We start from the raw sequence: 14,370 nt of genomic DNA, 5'->3' as shown, positions 1-14,370 counted from the left end.
CGGATCCGGCCGTTGAGTGGCGGACACGCCGAGGCGAGGCGGCGCCTCGGCGTGTCCGCTGGTCCCGGGGCGGGCGATGGCCGTCCCGGGAGTTCGGAGTCAGGCCACGGACGTGACGGGCCAGCAATTTCCGGTGAAGTCGCGCAGCTCGGCCGCTTCCGGCGTGCCCAGTTCGTCGAACAGGGCGTAGGCGCGGCGCCAGTAGTCCTGCGCCAGCCCGGCCCGCGCGGCGCACCGGTGCAGTTCCGCCAGCTCGTTGAGCGCCCGCGCCTGCTGGTACCGCTCGCCGCGGTTGATCGCGGCGCGCAGGCCGGCCTCGATCAGGTCAGCGGCGGTGAGCAGGTCGCCGATGTCGCGGTGCACGCCGCCGAAGTCGACGAGCACCTCGCTCTCCGTCGCCGGGCCGCTGACCGTGCGGACGATCCGCAGCGCCTCGTTGAGGTTGCCGAGCGCGTCGTCGAACCGGCCGGTCCGGCGGTAGGTGTTGCCGAGCCGGTGCCGCGCGTAGGCGATCCGCGGCTCCAGGCCGTGCGCCTCGGCGAGGTCGGCGGCCTCCTTCAAGTGCTCGATCGCCTCGCGGTGCCGGCCCAGCCGACGCCACGCGTCACCGAGGTCGGCCAGCGCGCCGCTTTCGGCGTCCGGGTCGCCGGCCTGCCGGGACAGCACCAGCGCGTGCCGGTACTGGTCGACGGCCTCGTCGAGCCGGCCGAGCGTGGCCAGCGTGGCGCCGAGGTTGGCCGCGACAGCGCTTTCCAGCCACGGGTCCCCGGCGCAGCGCGGCCCGGCCGTGCGGAACAGCCGCAGCGCCTCGGGGAACTCGCCGACGCGGTGGCAGAGCACGCCCAGCGCGGTCAGCGACGTGGCTTCCAGTTCCCGCTCGCCGTTCTCGCCGTGCAGGTCGATCGCGCGCAGGAACTGCTCGCGCGCGTCGGCGGCGCGGCCGTGGTGCAGGTAGGCGGCCGCGAGGTCGGAGCGGGTGTGGGCCTCGCCGACGCTGTCCTGCGCGGCGGTCGCGGCCGCCAGCGCCGCCTCGTGCGTGTGCACCCAGTCGTGGTCGTGGCTGTAGCCGTAGAGGTACAGGTACGCGCGCAGGCACCGGGTCAGCTGCCAGGCGTGTGTCGGCCAGCCCTGCTCGGCGGCCAGGCTCACCGCGGCGATCAGGCACGGCCGCTCGGCCTCCAGCCACCGTTTCGCCGCCTCGCGGTCGGGCAGCACGGGGCCGTGCGCGGGCGCGGCGCCGGTGAGCGGGAGGTGTTTGGCCGGGTAGATCAGGTGCGTGGCGCGGGCCGCGGTGTGCAGGTAGAAGTCGAGCACGCGGGTGATCGCGGCGCGCCGCGCGGGCTCCGGCTCGTGGTCGCGGGCGAGACCGCGCGCGTACTCGGCGAGCAGGTTGTGCAGCCGGTACCGGTCGCGCGTGACGACGGTGACCAGGTTCTCGTCCACGAGGCGGTCGAGCAGCCACCTGGCCCGCGCCGGAGCCAGCCCGGCCAGCGCGCCGACCGATTCGGGCGTGAAGTCCGCGCCGGGGTGCAGGCCCAGCAGGCGGAACAGACGCTGTTCGTCGGCCGCCAAGGCCTGGTAGGACAGTTCGAACACGGCACGCAGGCGGCGGCTGCCCGCGGCCAGTTCGTCGATGCGGTCGCCGGTTTCGGCCAGCCGGGCGGCCAGGTCGGCGACCGTCCACGTGGGACGGGACTGCAGGCGCCGGGCCGCGAGCGCGACGGCCATCGGCAGCCACCCGCACAGCTCGCCGACGCGCCGCGCCGCTTCGGGTTCGGGTTCCACCCGCTTGGCGCCGACGACCCGGACGAGCAGTTCGCGGGCCTCGGCCGGGGTGAAGACGTCCAGCGGCAGGGTGCGGGCGCCGTCGAGGGCGAGCGCGCGGCGGCTGGTGACCAGGACGAGGTTGGTCGGGCCGGCCGGGAGCAGGGGTAGGATCTGGTCCTCGCTGGCCGCGTTGTCCAGCAGCACCAGCACGTCGCGGCCGTAGACGCGGTCGCGGTAGAGGGAGGCGCGCTCGTCGAGGCTGGGCGGGATCTGGTCGCCGGGCACGCCGAGCAGGCGCAGGAACGAGGCGAGCACCGCCGCCGGGTCGGCGGGCGGCTGGTCGGAGTGGCCGCGCAGGTCGACGTAGAGCTGGCAGTCGCCGTAGCGGCCCTCGGCGAGCAGCTGGTGCGCGACGTGCACCGCGAGGCGGGTCTTGCCGACGCCGGCCATGCCCTCGATGAGCGCGATGCCGACCGCGGTGCCGCCGTCGATCGCGCGGAGGCCGTCCCGCAGGGTGGTCAGTTCGGCCTCGCGACCGCTGAAGTCGGCGGTGTCCAGCGGCAGCTGCCGGTGGGCGCTGACCGGGGCGAACTCCGGGCGCGCGACCTCCTGGCGCAGCACGCGCTGGTAGGCGGTGGCCAGCTCGGGGCCGGGGTCGGCGCCGAGTTCGGTGGCGAGGCGGCGGCGCAGGGTGTCGAACACGTCGAGCGCGGCGGCCTGCTGACCGCTGCCGGCGAGGGCGATCATGAGGCGTGCGTGGACGGCCTCGTGGAGCGGGTCGGCCTCGGCGACGCGCTGGAGCAGCGGCAGGACCTCCTGGTAGCGGCCGAGGTCGGAGGCGGCGCCGGCGTACTCGACGACGACGGCCCGGTACTCCCGCACGAGCGCGACGACGATCGGGTGGGATTCCAGCGCGCTCAGGCCTTCCAGTGGTTCGCCGCGCCAGAGGCCCACGGCTTCGGCGAACAGGCCGCACGCTTCGGTGAGTTCGCCGTCTTCGCGGACGTGCCGGGCGCGGGCGACGAGCTGGCGGAACAGGAGCAGGTCGTGCTGGCCCTCGGCGACCTTGAGCTGGTAGCCGCCGCGGGCGGAGACGATGAAACCGTTTTCCGGGTCGGCCTGGAGGCGGCGGCGCAGGCGGGAGATGCGGGACTGGAGGAGGTCGACGGTGCCGCTGTCGGGCTGGTCGCCCCAGACGGCCTCGACGAGCGCGTCCCGGCCGACGGGGGTGTTCGGGGAGAGCGCGAGGAGGGCGAGGAGGGTGCGCTGGGTCTCCGAGCCGGGGTCGACGAGTTCACCCTCCGCGATGACCCGCAGCGGCCCGAGGACTTCGACGCGCAGGCCGGGGTTGGTGGCCTGTTCGCTGCCGGCCTCGCGGAGCAGTTCGCCCAGCTCCACCCGGGACAGGCCGAGCACGTCGCCCAGCTTGCGCAGGGTGGAGACGCGCGGGCGGGTGACACGGCCCTGCTCGACGTCACGAAGGCCGGCCACGCTCAGCCCGGCCAGGTCGGCGACCTCGCGCTGGGTGAGACCCGCGCGCCGGCGGAAGCCCTGGACCAGGGCACCCAAGCGGCTCCGCGAACCGTCGCTCATTCGTTCACCGCCCCCGATCTTCGTCGTTCGCAGCCTGGGACGCACTGGTGCGCCCGGCCGTTCCCGCGTTACTCCGACAGAGTTACAAACCCCGCTTCGAAAACGCTTCGAAGGGGTGTTCGGGTTGCGTTGGTTGCCTGAAGTTCATGCGGGTGTTGCCTGGTGGGTTCGGTGGGTGAGGGGCGGTTGCGGAGGGTGATGATGGGTGCGGGTGGGTTGTTCGGGAGGTGATGAACGGTCCGTTCATTACTTCCCGGCACGGCTGGGCCCCTCGGTGGTGGACGAGAGCGCCACTCGCGCGGCGATGAATGGTCCGTTCATCGCTTCCCGCGCGACTGGCCCCCTCGATGGCCCACGAAAGCGCCACTCGCACGGCGATGAATGGTCCATTCATCGCTTCCCGCCACCACTGGACCACTCGCCGGCCGACGAGAGCGCCACTCGCACGGCGATGAACGGACCATTCATCGCTTCCCGCGCGACTGGCCCCCTCGATGGCTTACGAGACGGCCGGTCGCGCCGCGATGAACGGACCCTTCATGGCTTCCCACCGCGATTGGACCACTCACGGGCCGACGAGAGCGCCATTCGCGCAGTGATGAACGGTCCGTTCATTACTTCCCACCACCACTGGACCACTCGCCGGCCGACGACAGCGCCACTCACGTGGCTATGAATGGACCATTCATCCCTTCCCGGCGCGACTGGCCCCCTCGATGGCCGACGAGAGAGCCACTCGCACGGCGATGAACGGACCATTCATCGCTTCCCGCCACCACTAGACCACTCGCCGGCCCACGAGAGCGCCAGTCGCGCGGCGATGAATGGTCCGTTCATCTCTTCCCGCCACTGAACCGGCCGCTTGCAGGCGGACGAGACTGCCGCTCGGCCCCTCACGAAATGTGCTATTCGCGCGGGCATGAATGGTCCGTTCACTCACCGCCGGGGCAGCTAGGAGCGCTGCTCGGAGGTAGCGTCGTCGAGCGCATCCTCAGGTGGCCCACCACCGCGCGCCCCACCGACGACCGCCGCGCCCTCACGCGCCCCACCGCCGGACGGCGCGCCACCACTAGATGAAGCCCCACCACCGGACGGCGCCCCGCCACCAGATGAAGCCCCACCACCGGACGGCGCCCCGCCACCAGATGAAGCCCCACCACCGGACGGCGCCCCGCCACCAGACGAAGCCCCACCTGACGAAGCCACACCACCTGACGAAGCCCCACGACCGGACGGCGCCCCGCCACCAGATGAAGCCCCACCACCGGACGAAGCCCCACCACCAGATGAAGCCCCACCACCGGACGGCGCCCCGCCACCAGACGAAGCCCCACCACCGGACGAAGCCCCACCTGACGAAGCCCCACCAACGACCGCCGCCCCACCAACGACCGCCGCCCCACCAACGACCGCCGCCCCGCCGACGACCGCCGCTCCGCCGAGCTTCGCTCGGATTTGGCCTCCGTCCGGTGAACCGAGCTCCTCCAGCAAGTCCAGCGCCGCCTGCCAGGCGCGCCTCGCGGCGGCGCCGTCGCCCCGGGTCAGGTGGGCGTCGCCCAGGCGGTTCAGTGTTCGGCTTTCGTAGTAGCGGCTTCCGTGGCGCCGGTAGAGCCCCACGGCGACCTCGTAGCAGCGCACCGCCTCGTCCAGGTTTCCCAGCGACTGCTGCGCGTACCCGACGCTGTCCCACGCATTGGCCTCCCCCACCAGGTTTCCCAGCTCGGCCTGCACCGCGATCGACTCCTTGCAGTACGCCAGCGCCTGCTCGTGATCCCCCAAGCGCGCGCAGCTCCAGCCCATGTTGTTCAGCGCGCTGGCCGCCCCGGACCGGTTCCCCGCCGCCTGGAACAGCTCCAGCGCCCGCCGCGCGTGGTGGAACTCCTCGGCGTAGTCCCCGAGCCGATCGCAAACCCACGTCAGCCCTTGCCGCACATCCGCCTGGTACCCGAGATCCCCCAGCTCCTCGAACAGATCCAGCGCCCGGTCCAGCTGCTCCCGCGCCTCCACGTCCCGGCCGAGCGCCGTCAGGATCACCGCCAGCCCCCGATGACTGTGCGCCAGCGCCACCGGGTCCCCGAGCCGCGTGGCCGCCTCCAGCGCCACCTGGTACGTCCGCGGCTCCCCCAGCCAGTGCCTGCCCTGCCGCACGAACGTGTGGCTCAACGCGCACGCCAGCTGCCACGCATGCGTGTCGAACCCGGTCGCCGCCGCCCGGTCGATCGCCGCCAGCAGCACCGGGTGCTCGGCCGCGAACCAGGCCCCCGCGTCGTCGGGCGGATCGGCCACCACGTCCGGCGCCGGCGGGTCCAGCACCAGCGGCTCGCGTTGCGGGCTCAACCCCGCCGCGCCCGCGTGCGCCGTGTGCACGTAGTGGTCGAGCATCCGCCGCACCGCCGCGGTCCGCTCCGCCTCCGAGTCCTCCTCGTGCGTCAGCTCGATCGCGTACGCGCGCAGCAGATCGTGGAACGCGTACCGCCCGGGCGCGCGCTCGGTGACCAGGTGCGCCCGCGACAGCTCGGCCAGCAGCGGCTTCACCCGCGGCACCCCGAGGAGGCTCGCCGCGGCCGCGACCGTCACGTGCGGCCCGGGGTGCAGCCCCAGGAACCGGAACAACCGCGCCGCCTCCGGGCTGATCGCGTGGTACGACCACGAGAACACCGCCCGCACGTCGGACGTCGCGTCATCGCCCTCGAACGCGTCCAGCCCGCCGCGCGCGGCGCGCAGCTCGGCGGCCAGCTCCGCCAGCGTGAACCCCGGGTTCGTCGCGGCCCGCGCGGCGACGATCGCCAGCGCCAGCGGCAGCCGCGCGCACAGCGTGTTGATCGCCGCGACCGCCTCCGGCTCCGCCGCGACCCGGTCCGCACCCAGCCGCCGCGCGAGCAGCTCGCGGGCATCCGCGTCGGACAGCAGATCCAGGCTCACCGGCGCGGCGCCCTCCACCGCGACCAGGCTGGACAACTGGTTCCGGCTCGTCACCAGCGTGAAGCTGCCGGGCGCGCCGGGCAGCAGCGGGCGCACCTGGCCGGCGTCGCGCGCGTTGTCCAGCACCACCAGCACCCGCTTGTCCGCCAGGAGACTGCGGTACAGGCTGACCTGCGCCTCGACGCTCACCGGGATCCGTTGCGCCGGAACGGCGAGCGCGTCGAGGAACCGCCGCACCGCCTCCGCCGCGCTCATCGCGCACGCACCGGGATCGAAGCCGCGCAGGTTGACGTACAGCTGCCCGTCCGGGAACCGCTCCCGCACGCGGTGCGCCCAGTGCACCGCGAAAGCCGACTTGCCGACACCCGCGCCGCCGCTGACCACCGCCACCGACACCGACGGCCGCCCGCCGCTGCCGTCCAGCGGCAGCAGCGCGTCCAGCCGCGCCAGGTCGCGCATCCGCCCCGCGAACTGCGGCACGTCACCGGGCAGCTGCCGCGGCACCGGCCCCTCCTCGGGTTCGTCGCGCAGCAGCCGCACCTGGGTGTCCCGCAGCAACGGCCCCGGCTCGACGCCGAGTTCCTCGATGAGCCGGGACCGGACCGCGGTGTAGACCTCCAGCGCCTCGGGCGTCCGCCCGCACTTGTGCAGCGCCAGCATCAGCAGGGCCTGCAGGCGCTCCCGGAACGGGTTGGCCTCGGCCTCCTGCCGCAGCTCGGTGACCACCGCGCGGTGCCGCCCGGCGGCGAGTTCGGCGTCGAAGTAGTCCTCCAGCGCGCTCAGCCGCTTCTCGGCCAGCGCCGGGCCTTCCCGGTCCAGCAGCGATTGCGTGACCCCGCCCAGCGCCGGTCCCTGCCACAGGTCGAGGGCCGCGCGCAGCCGGCGGGCCGCCTCACCGACGCGGCCGGCGTCGAGGTCGTCCCGCGCCCTGGCGACGGCGTCGTCGAACTCGTGCAGGTCCAGCTCCCCCGGCCCGACCTCGATCACGTACCCCGGCGCGCGCCGGCTGATCACGTCGGCGCCGATCAGCTTGCGCAGCTCGGAGACGTACACCTGCACCTGTCCACGCACCGTCGCCGGCGGCGCGGCACCCCAGACCAGGGAGAACAGCTGCTCGTCGGGCACCACGCGCCCGGCGGCGAGCAGCAGCGCCGCGAGCACCGACCGCTGCTTCGGCCCGCCCAGCCGCACCGGCCCGTCCGGTCCCGATACCTCGATCGGGCCCAGCAGCCGGTACCGCACCGGGCGGGACGGGGTCTCGGGCACAGCTCGTCATCACCTTTCCGCACGCGGGCCACCGCCCGGGTCATGGCTGCAAACAACCAGAAGACGCACCCGGACCGCTAGGAACCACCACCATCGGATGACAGGTCCGTCGCGATCAGGTCGGTGATCTCCAGCACCGCCTGTCCGGACAGGACCATCTCCGTCTCGGCGCCCGGGTTGACGCACAGGACGTGGCGCTCGTCCGGCCACCGGATGAACACGTTGAACAGCAGGTCGGTCGTGTAGTGCTGGTCCTTGCCCGCGACCTCCTCCAGCATGGCCACCGAGGAGAACACGGTGATCACCGGGATCTCGTCGGTGCCGGCGAGCCGCCACGGCAGCGGCGGGATGCCCGGAAGGTCGTTGGCCGGCACCGGTCCCGTGGTCGGGACCACCACCTCCCCGCTCACCAGCGCCCGCATGTACGCTTCCTCGTTCCGCTCCGCCAGCGCCGCGGCCAGCGCGTGTTCCAGAGCGTTGGACGGTGGCAGGTCGGTGCGCGGTTCCCGGTCGCCGGCGAATTCCGCGAGCGACAGCAACGGGACGAGACGGCGCACCTCGTCGCGGACGACGTCGCGCAGCTCCGACACCGGCGCGGTCGCCTGCCGTCCCTCGGCCAGTTCGGGCACCACGGCCGGGGGCAGGACCGCGGTGATGGGCAGGCCCGGATCGATGATGAACCGGGCCTCCTCCGCCGCCCCGGCGGTCAGCTCGGCGAACGTCGCCGTGGTGTGGCCGCGGGCGTCGGGTCCGAGGAACCGCCCGAGCACGGCGGGCGAGGTGAAGACCAGGATGTCGTGCTCGCTCAGGCCGAGTTGACGTGTCACCTCTTCTCGTTCGGGGGTGCCGGGATCGGGGAGCACCGGCACGTAGAAGGTCGCGTCCAGCACCAGCCGCGCGTAGCGCTGGGGGTCCCCCTCCTCGATCGCCGCCATCAGCGCGTGCTCGAGGTCATTGCCCGGCTGCCAGGAAGGTTCCACGCGTGCTTGCCTCTCTGGGGTACCTTTTGTCCTGCAAACCCTAGTCGGCCGAACCACGGAAGCCATGCCACGCACCCTCTTCGTCGCCCCTGACCAGCGCGGCGCCCTGCCCACCATCCGCGACGCGCTCGAGGCGGCCGACGACGGTGCGGTGATCTCGATCGCGCCCGGGGACTACCCCGAGCCGATCTCGATCAACCGGCAGCACGTGACCCTGTCGGCGCGCGAGGCGGGCAGCGTGACCATCAGCTCGCCGTTCCCGGACCAGCCGGTCGTGTCGCTGACCGACGCCCGGGTCGAGCTGATCGGGCTGAAGTTCGCCTCCGAGGAGCACTCCTCGGTCCGGGTGCGCGGCGGCGAGGTGAAGATCGTCGACTGCACCGCCACCGCGGGGTTCGCGCCGGGCATCGACGTCGCCGGCGCCGACCGCATCGAGGTCCGCAACACCCACGTGACGGGCGCGCAGTACGGGATCGTCGTCGAGGAGTCCGACGGGGTGATCGACCGCTGCGAGATCCGCGAGATCGCCGACGACGGCGTCATCCTGCGGCTCGGCGCGCGGGTGAAGGTGCAGCACACGACGATCGCCGGGTGCGGGTTCCGCGGGGTGTACATGTACCAGGCCGGCGACTCCGGCCTGGACCGCTGCGACATCTCGCAGACGGGCGACGCCGGGGTCGCGGTGGCGGACCAGAGTTCGCCCACGATCAGCACCTGCTGGGTGCACGACACGCAGGGCGCCGGGATCAGCGTCGGCCGCGGCTGCGGTGGCGTGATCGAGGACTGCCGCGTGGAGAACACCGCCGTGCCGGGCATCCACCTCGCCGACGGCGCGCGCACGGAGATCCGCGAAGGCGACCCGTCGCGCGGCAAGGTCCCGGTCGGCGCGGTCGCGACCACCGGCAACCACCAGGACCTGGAGACCGTCGACAAGCTGCTCGGCGAGCTCGACGGCATGATCGGCCTGGCGAGCGTCAAGGCCGAGGTGCGCGGCCTGATCGACGAGATCCAGGTCAACGAGTGGCGCCGCAGCGAGGGGCTGTCCGTCGGCACGGTGAGCAACCACCTGGTGTTCGCCGGCGCGCCCGGTACCGGTAAGACCACCGTCGCGCGCATCTACGGCCAGCTGCTCAAGGCGCTGGGGATCCTGCCAAACGGGCGGTTCAAGGAAGTCTCGCGGCGGGATCTGGTGGGCCAGTACATCGGTCACACGGCGGAGAAGGCGGCGTCGGCGTTCGACGAGGCACGCGGTGGCGTGCTGTTCATCGACGAGGCCTACACGCTGTCCCGCTCCAGCGGCAGTGGCGCGGACTTCGGCCAGGAGGCCATCGACACGCTGGTGAAGCTGATGGAGGACCACCGGGACGAGGTCGCGGTGATCGTGGCGGGGTACACCGGCGAGATGGGCGAGTTCCTCGACGCCAACCCGGGTCTGGCGTCCCGGTTCGGCAAGACGCTGGAGTTCGAGAACTACAGCCCCGAGGAACTGGTGTCGATCAGCCTGCACATGGCCCGCAACGACGACTACCTGCTCGGCGAGGACCTCGACGTGGCGCTGCTGGAGTGGTTCGCGCAGATGGAGCGGGACCAGAACTTCGGCAACGCGCGTGAGGCGCGCAAGCTGCTGGAGCGGATGCGCAAGGCCCAGTCGACGCGGCTGCGCTCGCTGGGCCACCGCCCCACCCGCGACGACCTGCGGACCCTCACGCTGGACGACCTGCTGGAGGCGGTCCGCGGCACGGGCTGACCGGGCAGCTGCCGCTCACGAGCGGGTCGCCGGCGGCCCCGGCCGCGCGGGCACGCCAGGTTTTCCCTCCTGATCGGACAGTCGAGCGGCCCGTGGTCACGTCGTCAGCCCGGTTTGCCGGAACCACCACGCCGCGCCGAGCGTCCAGGCGAGGACGAAGAGCGTGAAGGTCGCCCCGCCGGCGAGCGGCAGGACGAGCCGGGGCAGCCGTTTGCCGCGTAGCGCGAGCATCTTCGTGGTGAACGCCCCGTAGAACAGGCATCCGGCGAGCGAGTGCATCAGCGTGCGTGGCGTGGTGGCGTCGAACCCGAAGCCGTAGAGGCAGTAGAACGCGACCGGGAGGCCGGCCAGGAACGCGGCGGTGCCGGTGATCCGGTGCAGCAGGTGCGCCCACCGCGGTGCCGGTCGCCGGCCCGGCAGCTTCTGGTAGATCGACAGCGCGGTGACGAGCTGGGCGAGCACCAGCACGAGCACCGCGCCGGCCAGCCACGCCTTGAACGTTTGCACACTGGAGAAGCCCCACGTGGGCAGGCTGCGGGGTTCGCCGAGTGCGGCGCCGAGCAGGCCGAGGGTGAGGGAAACGGCCGCTCCGGCGAACAGCACTGCCACCAGCACCACGGCCGGTGTGCGGGACTGCCGGCTCCGCGGTGGTGTTGGGCCGGTGTTCATGGGATCTCCCGAGTGAGGTGTCAAGACCGGCCGGCCGGTCGGGTGACCGAGCCGGCCGGCCTTGGCCGACGGGACTAGCTGAGCTTCTTGTTCTCGGCGATGCCACCGGCGAGGGTGGCCGCGGTCATCGGCATGTGCTCGGCCGCGGTGCGCAGCTTGGCGAAGGCCTGGCCGTCACCGGCCACCACGGAGTCGATGGCGTCGAAGAGGCTCTGCACGTGGGGTTGCAGTTCCTGGGCGACGGCGCCGGCCGGCAGTTCCGGCACCACGGAATTGATGAGCTGCCCGAACGAGGTCCGGTAGCCGTCGAGATCGGTCTTGGCCTTGTCCACCTTGGCCTGATCGTCGGTCGCCTTGCCCAGGGTGTAGTCGACGAAGAAACCGATGTGCTGACGCCACGACTCCAGGAACGGCTGCTCGGCATCGGGATACGCCGAACCGACGGCCTTGGACAGCGCCACCGAGTTCGCATCCAGGGCCTCGACCGCGGCCTTCACCGTCGCGTCGTTCATGTCGCCGCCCTTGGACACCGCAGTCGTGACGGCGATCCCGGCGGCGTAGACGTGTTCGGTCAGCAGGTACGTCAGGCCGGAACGCAACTCCGCCGCGGCAGTCGTCGTGGCGGCCTTACCGGTGGCCGCGGTGGCCGCAGGCGCCGATGTCGGCGACGGTGGCGAAGGCGGCGGCGCCTGGGACTCTTCGCCCGAGCTGCACCCGGCGAGCACGAGCAGTCCCGCAGCGAGTAGTGCCGCCCCCCTGGGGAGTGGGTGTTTCATGATCTTACCCTTCCGTTGTTCCGGGTTGTGCTGCTGTCAAGGGGTGACGGTGACTTCACCGTTCATTCCTTTGTGGATCGAGCAGTAGTAGGTGTAGGTGCCGGGCTTGCCGAAGGTGAACGACACCTCCTCGTCCTTGGTCAGCGGCATGTCGATCAACCCATCGGGGTTTTCCGACGTGCGGAGGTTGTTGCCGCCGACGCTGAAGGTGCCGGTGGTGACGGTGTGCCCGAGCTGGTCGCTGACCTTCCACACCACGGTGGTTCCGGCTTTGACCGTGAGCTTCTCCGGGTCGAACTTCAGCAGCTTGGTCATCACCGTCGACCCGGGTGCCGGCTCGGCCTGCCCGGGTGCGGCCGGGGACGCGGGCGGCGCCGGGGATTCCGATCCTCCGCCGCACCCGGACAGGGCGAGGATCACCACCGGCACCACTGCGATCAACACTGTGCGCATTTCTCTTCTCTTTCCTGTTCGACGCAGTCAGGCGGCGCGGCCGGATCGGCGCTTGGCGAGCACGAGGAGTGCTGCGGCACCGGCCACCGCCACCACTTCGGCCACGGCGGTCAGCGTCTTGTCCGGGTACCAGACCGGCTCGTACATGTTCGGTATCGGACCGAGTTCGCCCACATCGACGTAGCGGTACAGCAAAACCGGCACCAGGGCGCCGGCCGCGACCAGGAGCGCGAACGCGGGGGCCCAGACGCGGTTGACCAGCAGCACCAGCAACCCGGCTACCACGGCGAGTACGGCGGTGACGCGGAACAACGTGCCCTGGCTGATCACGTCGGCGACGGTGTCGTATGTGGACGCCAGGTCGAAGTGCACGTACGCGTCCATCGCCAGCGCCGCCGCGGTGATCAGTCGCAGCGCGACGGTGAGAATTCTTCGGCCGGGCGCCGCATCCACCGGCGATGCTCTCAGTTTCACGATGCCTCCCGGGTGAGCGCGGTTCCACCGGGGGCTGGAGCGGTACGGATGATTCGACGCAGTCCCGCGTGCGGGATTGCGGCTATACCGATTCGTGACAATCCGGGCGCCGGCGCCGGGCGCCCTCACCCAGGCAAGCCGACAACGATATCAAGCGCCCCCTCAGCTCGGTAACACGAATTTAGTCGCCCAAAGGCTTGACGGCTTCGGTATCAGAACCTTCAATGGGGCAACGCTTCTCCTCACCTCACGGAGGCCGCGCATGACCGAAGGACATTCCCCAGGGCTTCGCGCCAACGCACTCGGCGCGGCGGACACCGCGATGATGGCCGTGGCCGGCAGCGCCCCCGCCTATTCGATCGCCGCCACCACCGCGACTCTCGTCGCGGCCGCGGGCCTCGCCAGCCCGGCCGCGCTGTTGTACTGCGGCATCCCGATGCTCGGTATCGCCTGGGCGTTCAGCTACCTCGGCCGGGCCGAGGTCAACGCGGGGGCGAGCTACGCGTGGGTCGGCCGGGCCCTGCACCCGGCACTCGGGTTCCTGTCCGGGTGGGCACTGGTGGTGTCGGCGACCTTGTTCATGGTCGCCGGGTCGCTGCCGGCCGGCGCGCTGACGCTGTCGCTGTTCAACCCGGACCTCGCCGGCAACACCGCGCTGGTCACGGTGGTCGGCGCGGGGTGGTTCCTCGTGATGGCGATCGTGGTGCTGCTCGGCGCCCACGTCACGGCCCGCGTCCAGTGGATCATGACCGGGGTCGAGGTGGCGATCCTGGCCGGCTTCGTCGTCGCCGGTTTCGCCAGGGCGCCGCAGATCGCGGTGCAGTCCTTCTCCTGGTCCTGGCTGGGCTTCGGCCACTTCGACGGGTTCGGCGGGTTCGCCGCCGCGGCGCTGGTCGCCGCGTTCTACTACTGGGGCTGGGACGTCAGCGCGAACCTCAACGAGGAGACGAAATCCGCGCGGCGCGCCGCCGGCGCCGGGGGTATCACCGGCGTGCTCGTGGTGCTCGGCCTGTTCCTGGCGTTCACGGTGATGGTGAACATGCTGCTGTCCGCGGACACCATCGCCGCCGACAGCGGCAACCTGCTCGACGTGCTGGGGCAGGCGATCTGGCCGGGGGCCGGCGGCAAGATCCTGTCGCTGGCGGTGATGCTGTCCACGATCGCCACGCTGGAGACGACGCTGGTCCAGGTCACGCGCACGATGTTCGCGATGGGCCGGGACCGCACCCTGCCCGCCGCGCTCGGGCGGACGCATCCGAAGTGGCGCACCCCCTGGCTGGCCACGGTGATCGTCGCCGCCGTGGCGCTGGCGCTGTTCGTGCTGTCCAACTTCCTCGGCTCGGTCGGGACCATCCTGACCGCCGCGATCAGCGCGATCGGCCTGCAGATCGCCTTCTACTACGGGCTGGCCGGGCTCGCGGTGGTGATCACGTATCGCCGCGAGCTGCTCAAGTCCGTCCGGAACCTGGTGTTCGTCGGGCTGTGGCCGCTGCTCGGCGCGGCGTTCCTGCTGTGGATCTTCATCCAGGCGGTGCTCACCAACGACGCCGAGGTGAACGCGATCGGGCTCGGCGCGCTGGCGCTGGGCCTGGTGCCGATGACGATCGCCTGGGTGCGGCGCTCGCCGTACTTCACGCGGCACCGCGAGCCCGTCGCGGACCCGGCTCCGGTGGCGGTGCCGGCCGACACGTAAGCCCCGGTTGTTGCCGCGCTCCGGCGGCGC

At 72.0% G+C, this 14,370-nt stretch carries 9 protein-coding genes; 2 read left to right on the top strand and 7 right to left on the bottom strand.

The genetic code is table 11. The features are described 5' to 3' along the window. Positions 1 to 99 precede the first annotated feature (99 nt). The 3 genes from L1857_RS13065 to L1857_RS13055 form a co-directional block, all read right to left on the bottom strand. Positions 100 to 3,360, bottom strand: coding sequence for a BTAD domain-containing putative transcriptional regulator (locus tag L1857_RS13065; protein ID WP_249465199.1), 3,261 nt, complete (start codon positions 3,358 to 3,360; stop codon positions 100 to 102). Positions 3,361 to 4,311: 951 nt separating this feature from the next. Next, complete coding sequence (locus L1857_RS13060; RefSeq protein WP_249465197.1) at positions 4,312 to 7,548, bottom strand: AfsR/SARP family transcriptional regulator; 3,237 nt, start codon at positions 7,546 to 7,548, stop codon at positions 4,312 to 4,314. Between the two features lie 77 nt (positions 7,549 to 7,625). Beyond that, on the bottom strand, positions 7,626 to 8,528 hold the full coding sequence (locus L1857_RS13055) for an SseB family protein (protein WP_158224412.1): 903 nt from the start codon (positions 8,526 to 8,528) through the stop codon (positions 7,626 to 7,628). Between the two features lie 64 nt (positions 8,529 to 8,592). Between L1857_RS13055 and L1857_RS13050 the strand changes: the two genes are divergently transcribed. After that, on the top strand, positions 8,593 to 10,275 hold the full coding sequence (locus tag L1857_RS13050) for a right-handed parallel beta-helix repeat-containing protein (RefSeq protein WP_094004939.1): 1,683 nt from the start codon (positions 8,593 to 8,595) through the stop codon (positions 10,273 to 10,275). A gap of 96 nt (positions 10,276 to 10,371) precedes the next feature. Here L1857_RS13050 and L1857_RS13045 read toward each other — a convergent pair whose 3' ends face one another. The 4 genes from L1857_RS13045 to L1857_RS13030 form a co-directional block, all read right to left on the bottom strand. Beyond that, positions 10,372 to 10,890 carry a DUF6529 family protein gene (locus L1857_RS13045; RefSeq protein ID WP_240325270.1) on the bottom strand — a complete coding sequence of 173 codons (519 nt, stop codon included), beginning with the start codon at positions 10,888 to 10,890 and terminating at the stop codon, positions 10,372 to 10,374. Between the two features lie 128 nt (positions 10,891 to 11,018). After that, the gene (locus L1857_RS13040) at positions 11,019 to 11,543 is read right to left on the bottom strand and encodes a hypothetical protein (RefSeq protein WP_249465195.1); all 525 of its coding nucleotides are present in this window, start codon (positions 11,541 to 11,543) and stop codon (positions 11,019 to 11,021) included. Between the two features lie 213 nt (positions 11,544 to 11,756). Next, the gene (locus L1857_RS13035; protein ID WP_116110032.1) at positions 11,757 to 12,173 is read right to left on the bottom strand and encodes a cupredoxin domain-containing protein; all 417 of its coding nucleotides are present in this window, start codon (positions 12,171 to 12,173) and stop codon (positions 11,757 to 11,759) included. A gap of 27 nt (positions 12,174 to 12,200) precedes the next feature. After that, complete coding sequence (locus tag L1857_RS13030; RefSeq protein ID WP_198958185.1) at positions 12,201 to 12,647, bottom strand: hypothetical protein; 447 nt, start codon at positions 12,645 to 12,647, stop codon at positions 12,201 to 12,203. A gap of 262 nt (positions 12,648 to 12,909) precedes the next feature. Between L1857_RS13030 and L1857_RS13025 the strand changes: the two genes are divergently transcribed. After that, positions 12,910 to 14,340: an APC family permease gene (locus L1857_RS13025; protein WP_116110033.1), complete on the top strand. Its 1,431-nt coding sequence runs from the start codon at positions 12,910 to 12,912 to the stop codon at positions 14,338 to 14,340. Positions 14,341 to 14,370 lie beyond the last annotated feature (30 nt).

Origin of the sequence: Amycolatopsis thermalba, assembly GCF_023376025.1 — a bacterium.
Lineage (GTDB): Bacteria > Actinomycetota > Actinomycetes > Mycobacteriales > Pseudonocardiaceae > Amycolatopsis_E > Amycolatopsis_E thermalba.
This window is presented reverse-complemented; position numbering and strand designations above follow the sequence as displayed.

Bases quoted from the DNA above. Each gene is read 5' to 3' on its own strand.
- L1857_RS13065 (WP_249465199.1), bottom strand. From the start codon at position 3,360: ATGAGCGACGGTTCGCGGAGCCGCTTGGGTGCCCTGGTCCAGGGCTTC.
- L1857_RS13050 (WP_094004939.1), top strand. From the start codon at position 8,593: ATGCCACGCACCCTCTTCGTCGCCCCTGACCAGCGCGGCGCCCTGCCC.
- L1857_RS13035 (WP_116110032.1), bottom strand. From the start codon at position 12,173: ATGCGCACAGTGTTGATCGCAGTGGTGCCGGTGGTGATCCTCGCCCTG.
- L1857_RS13025 (WP_116110033.1), top strand. From the start codon at position 12,910: ATGACCGAAGGACATTCCCCAGGGCTTCGCGCCAACGCACTCGGCGCG.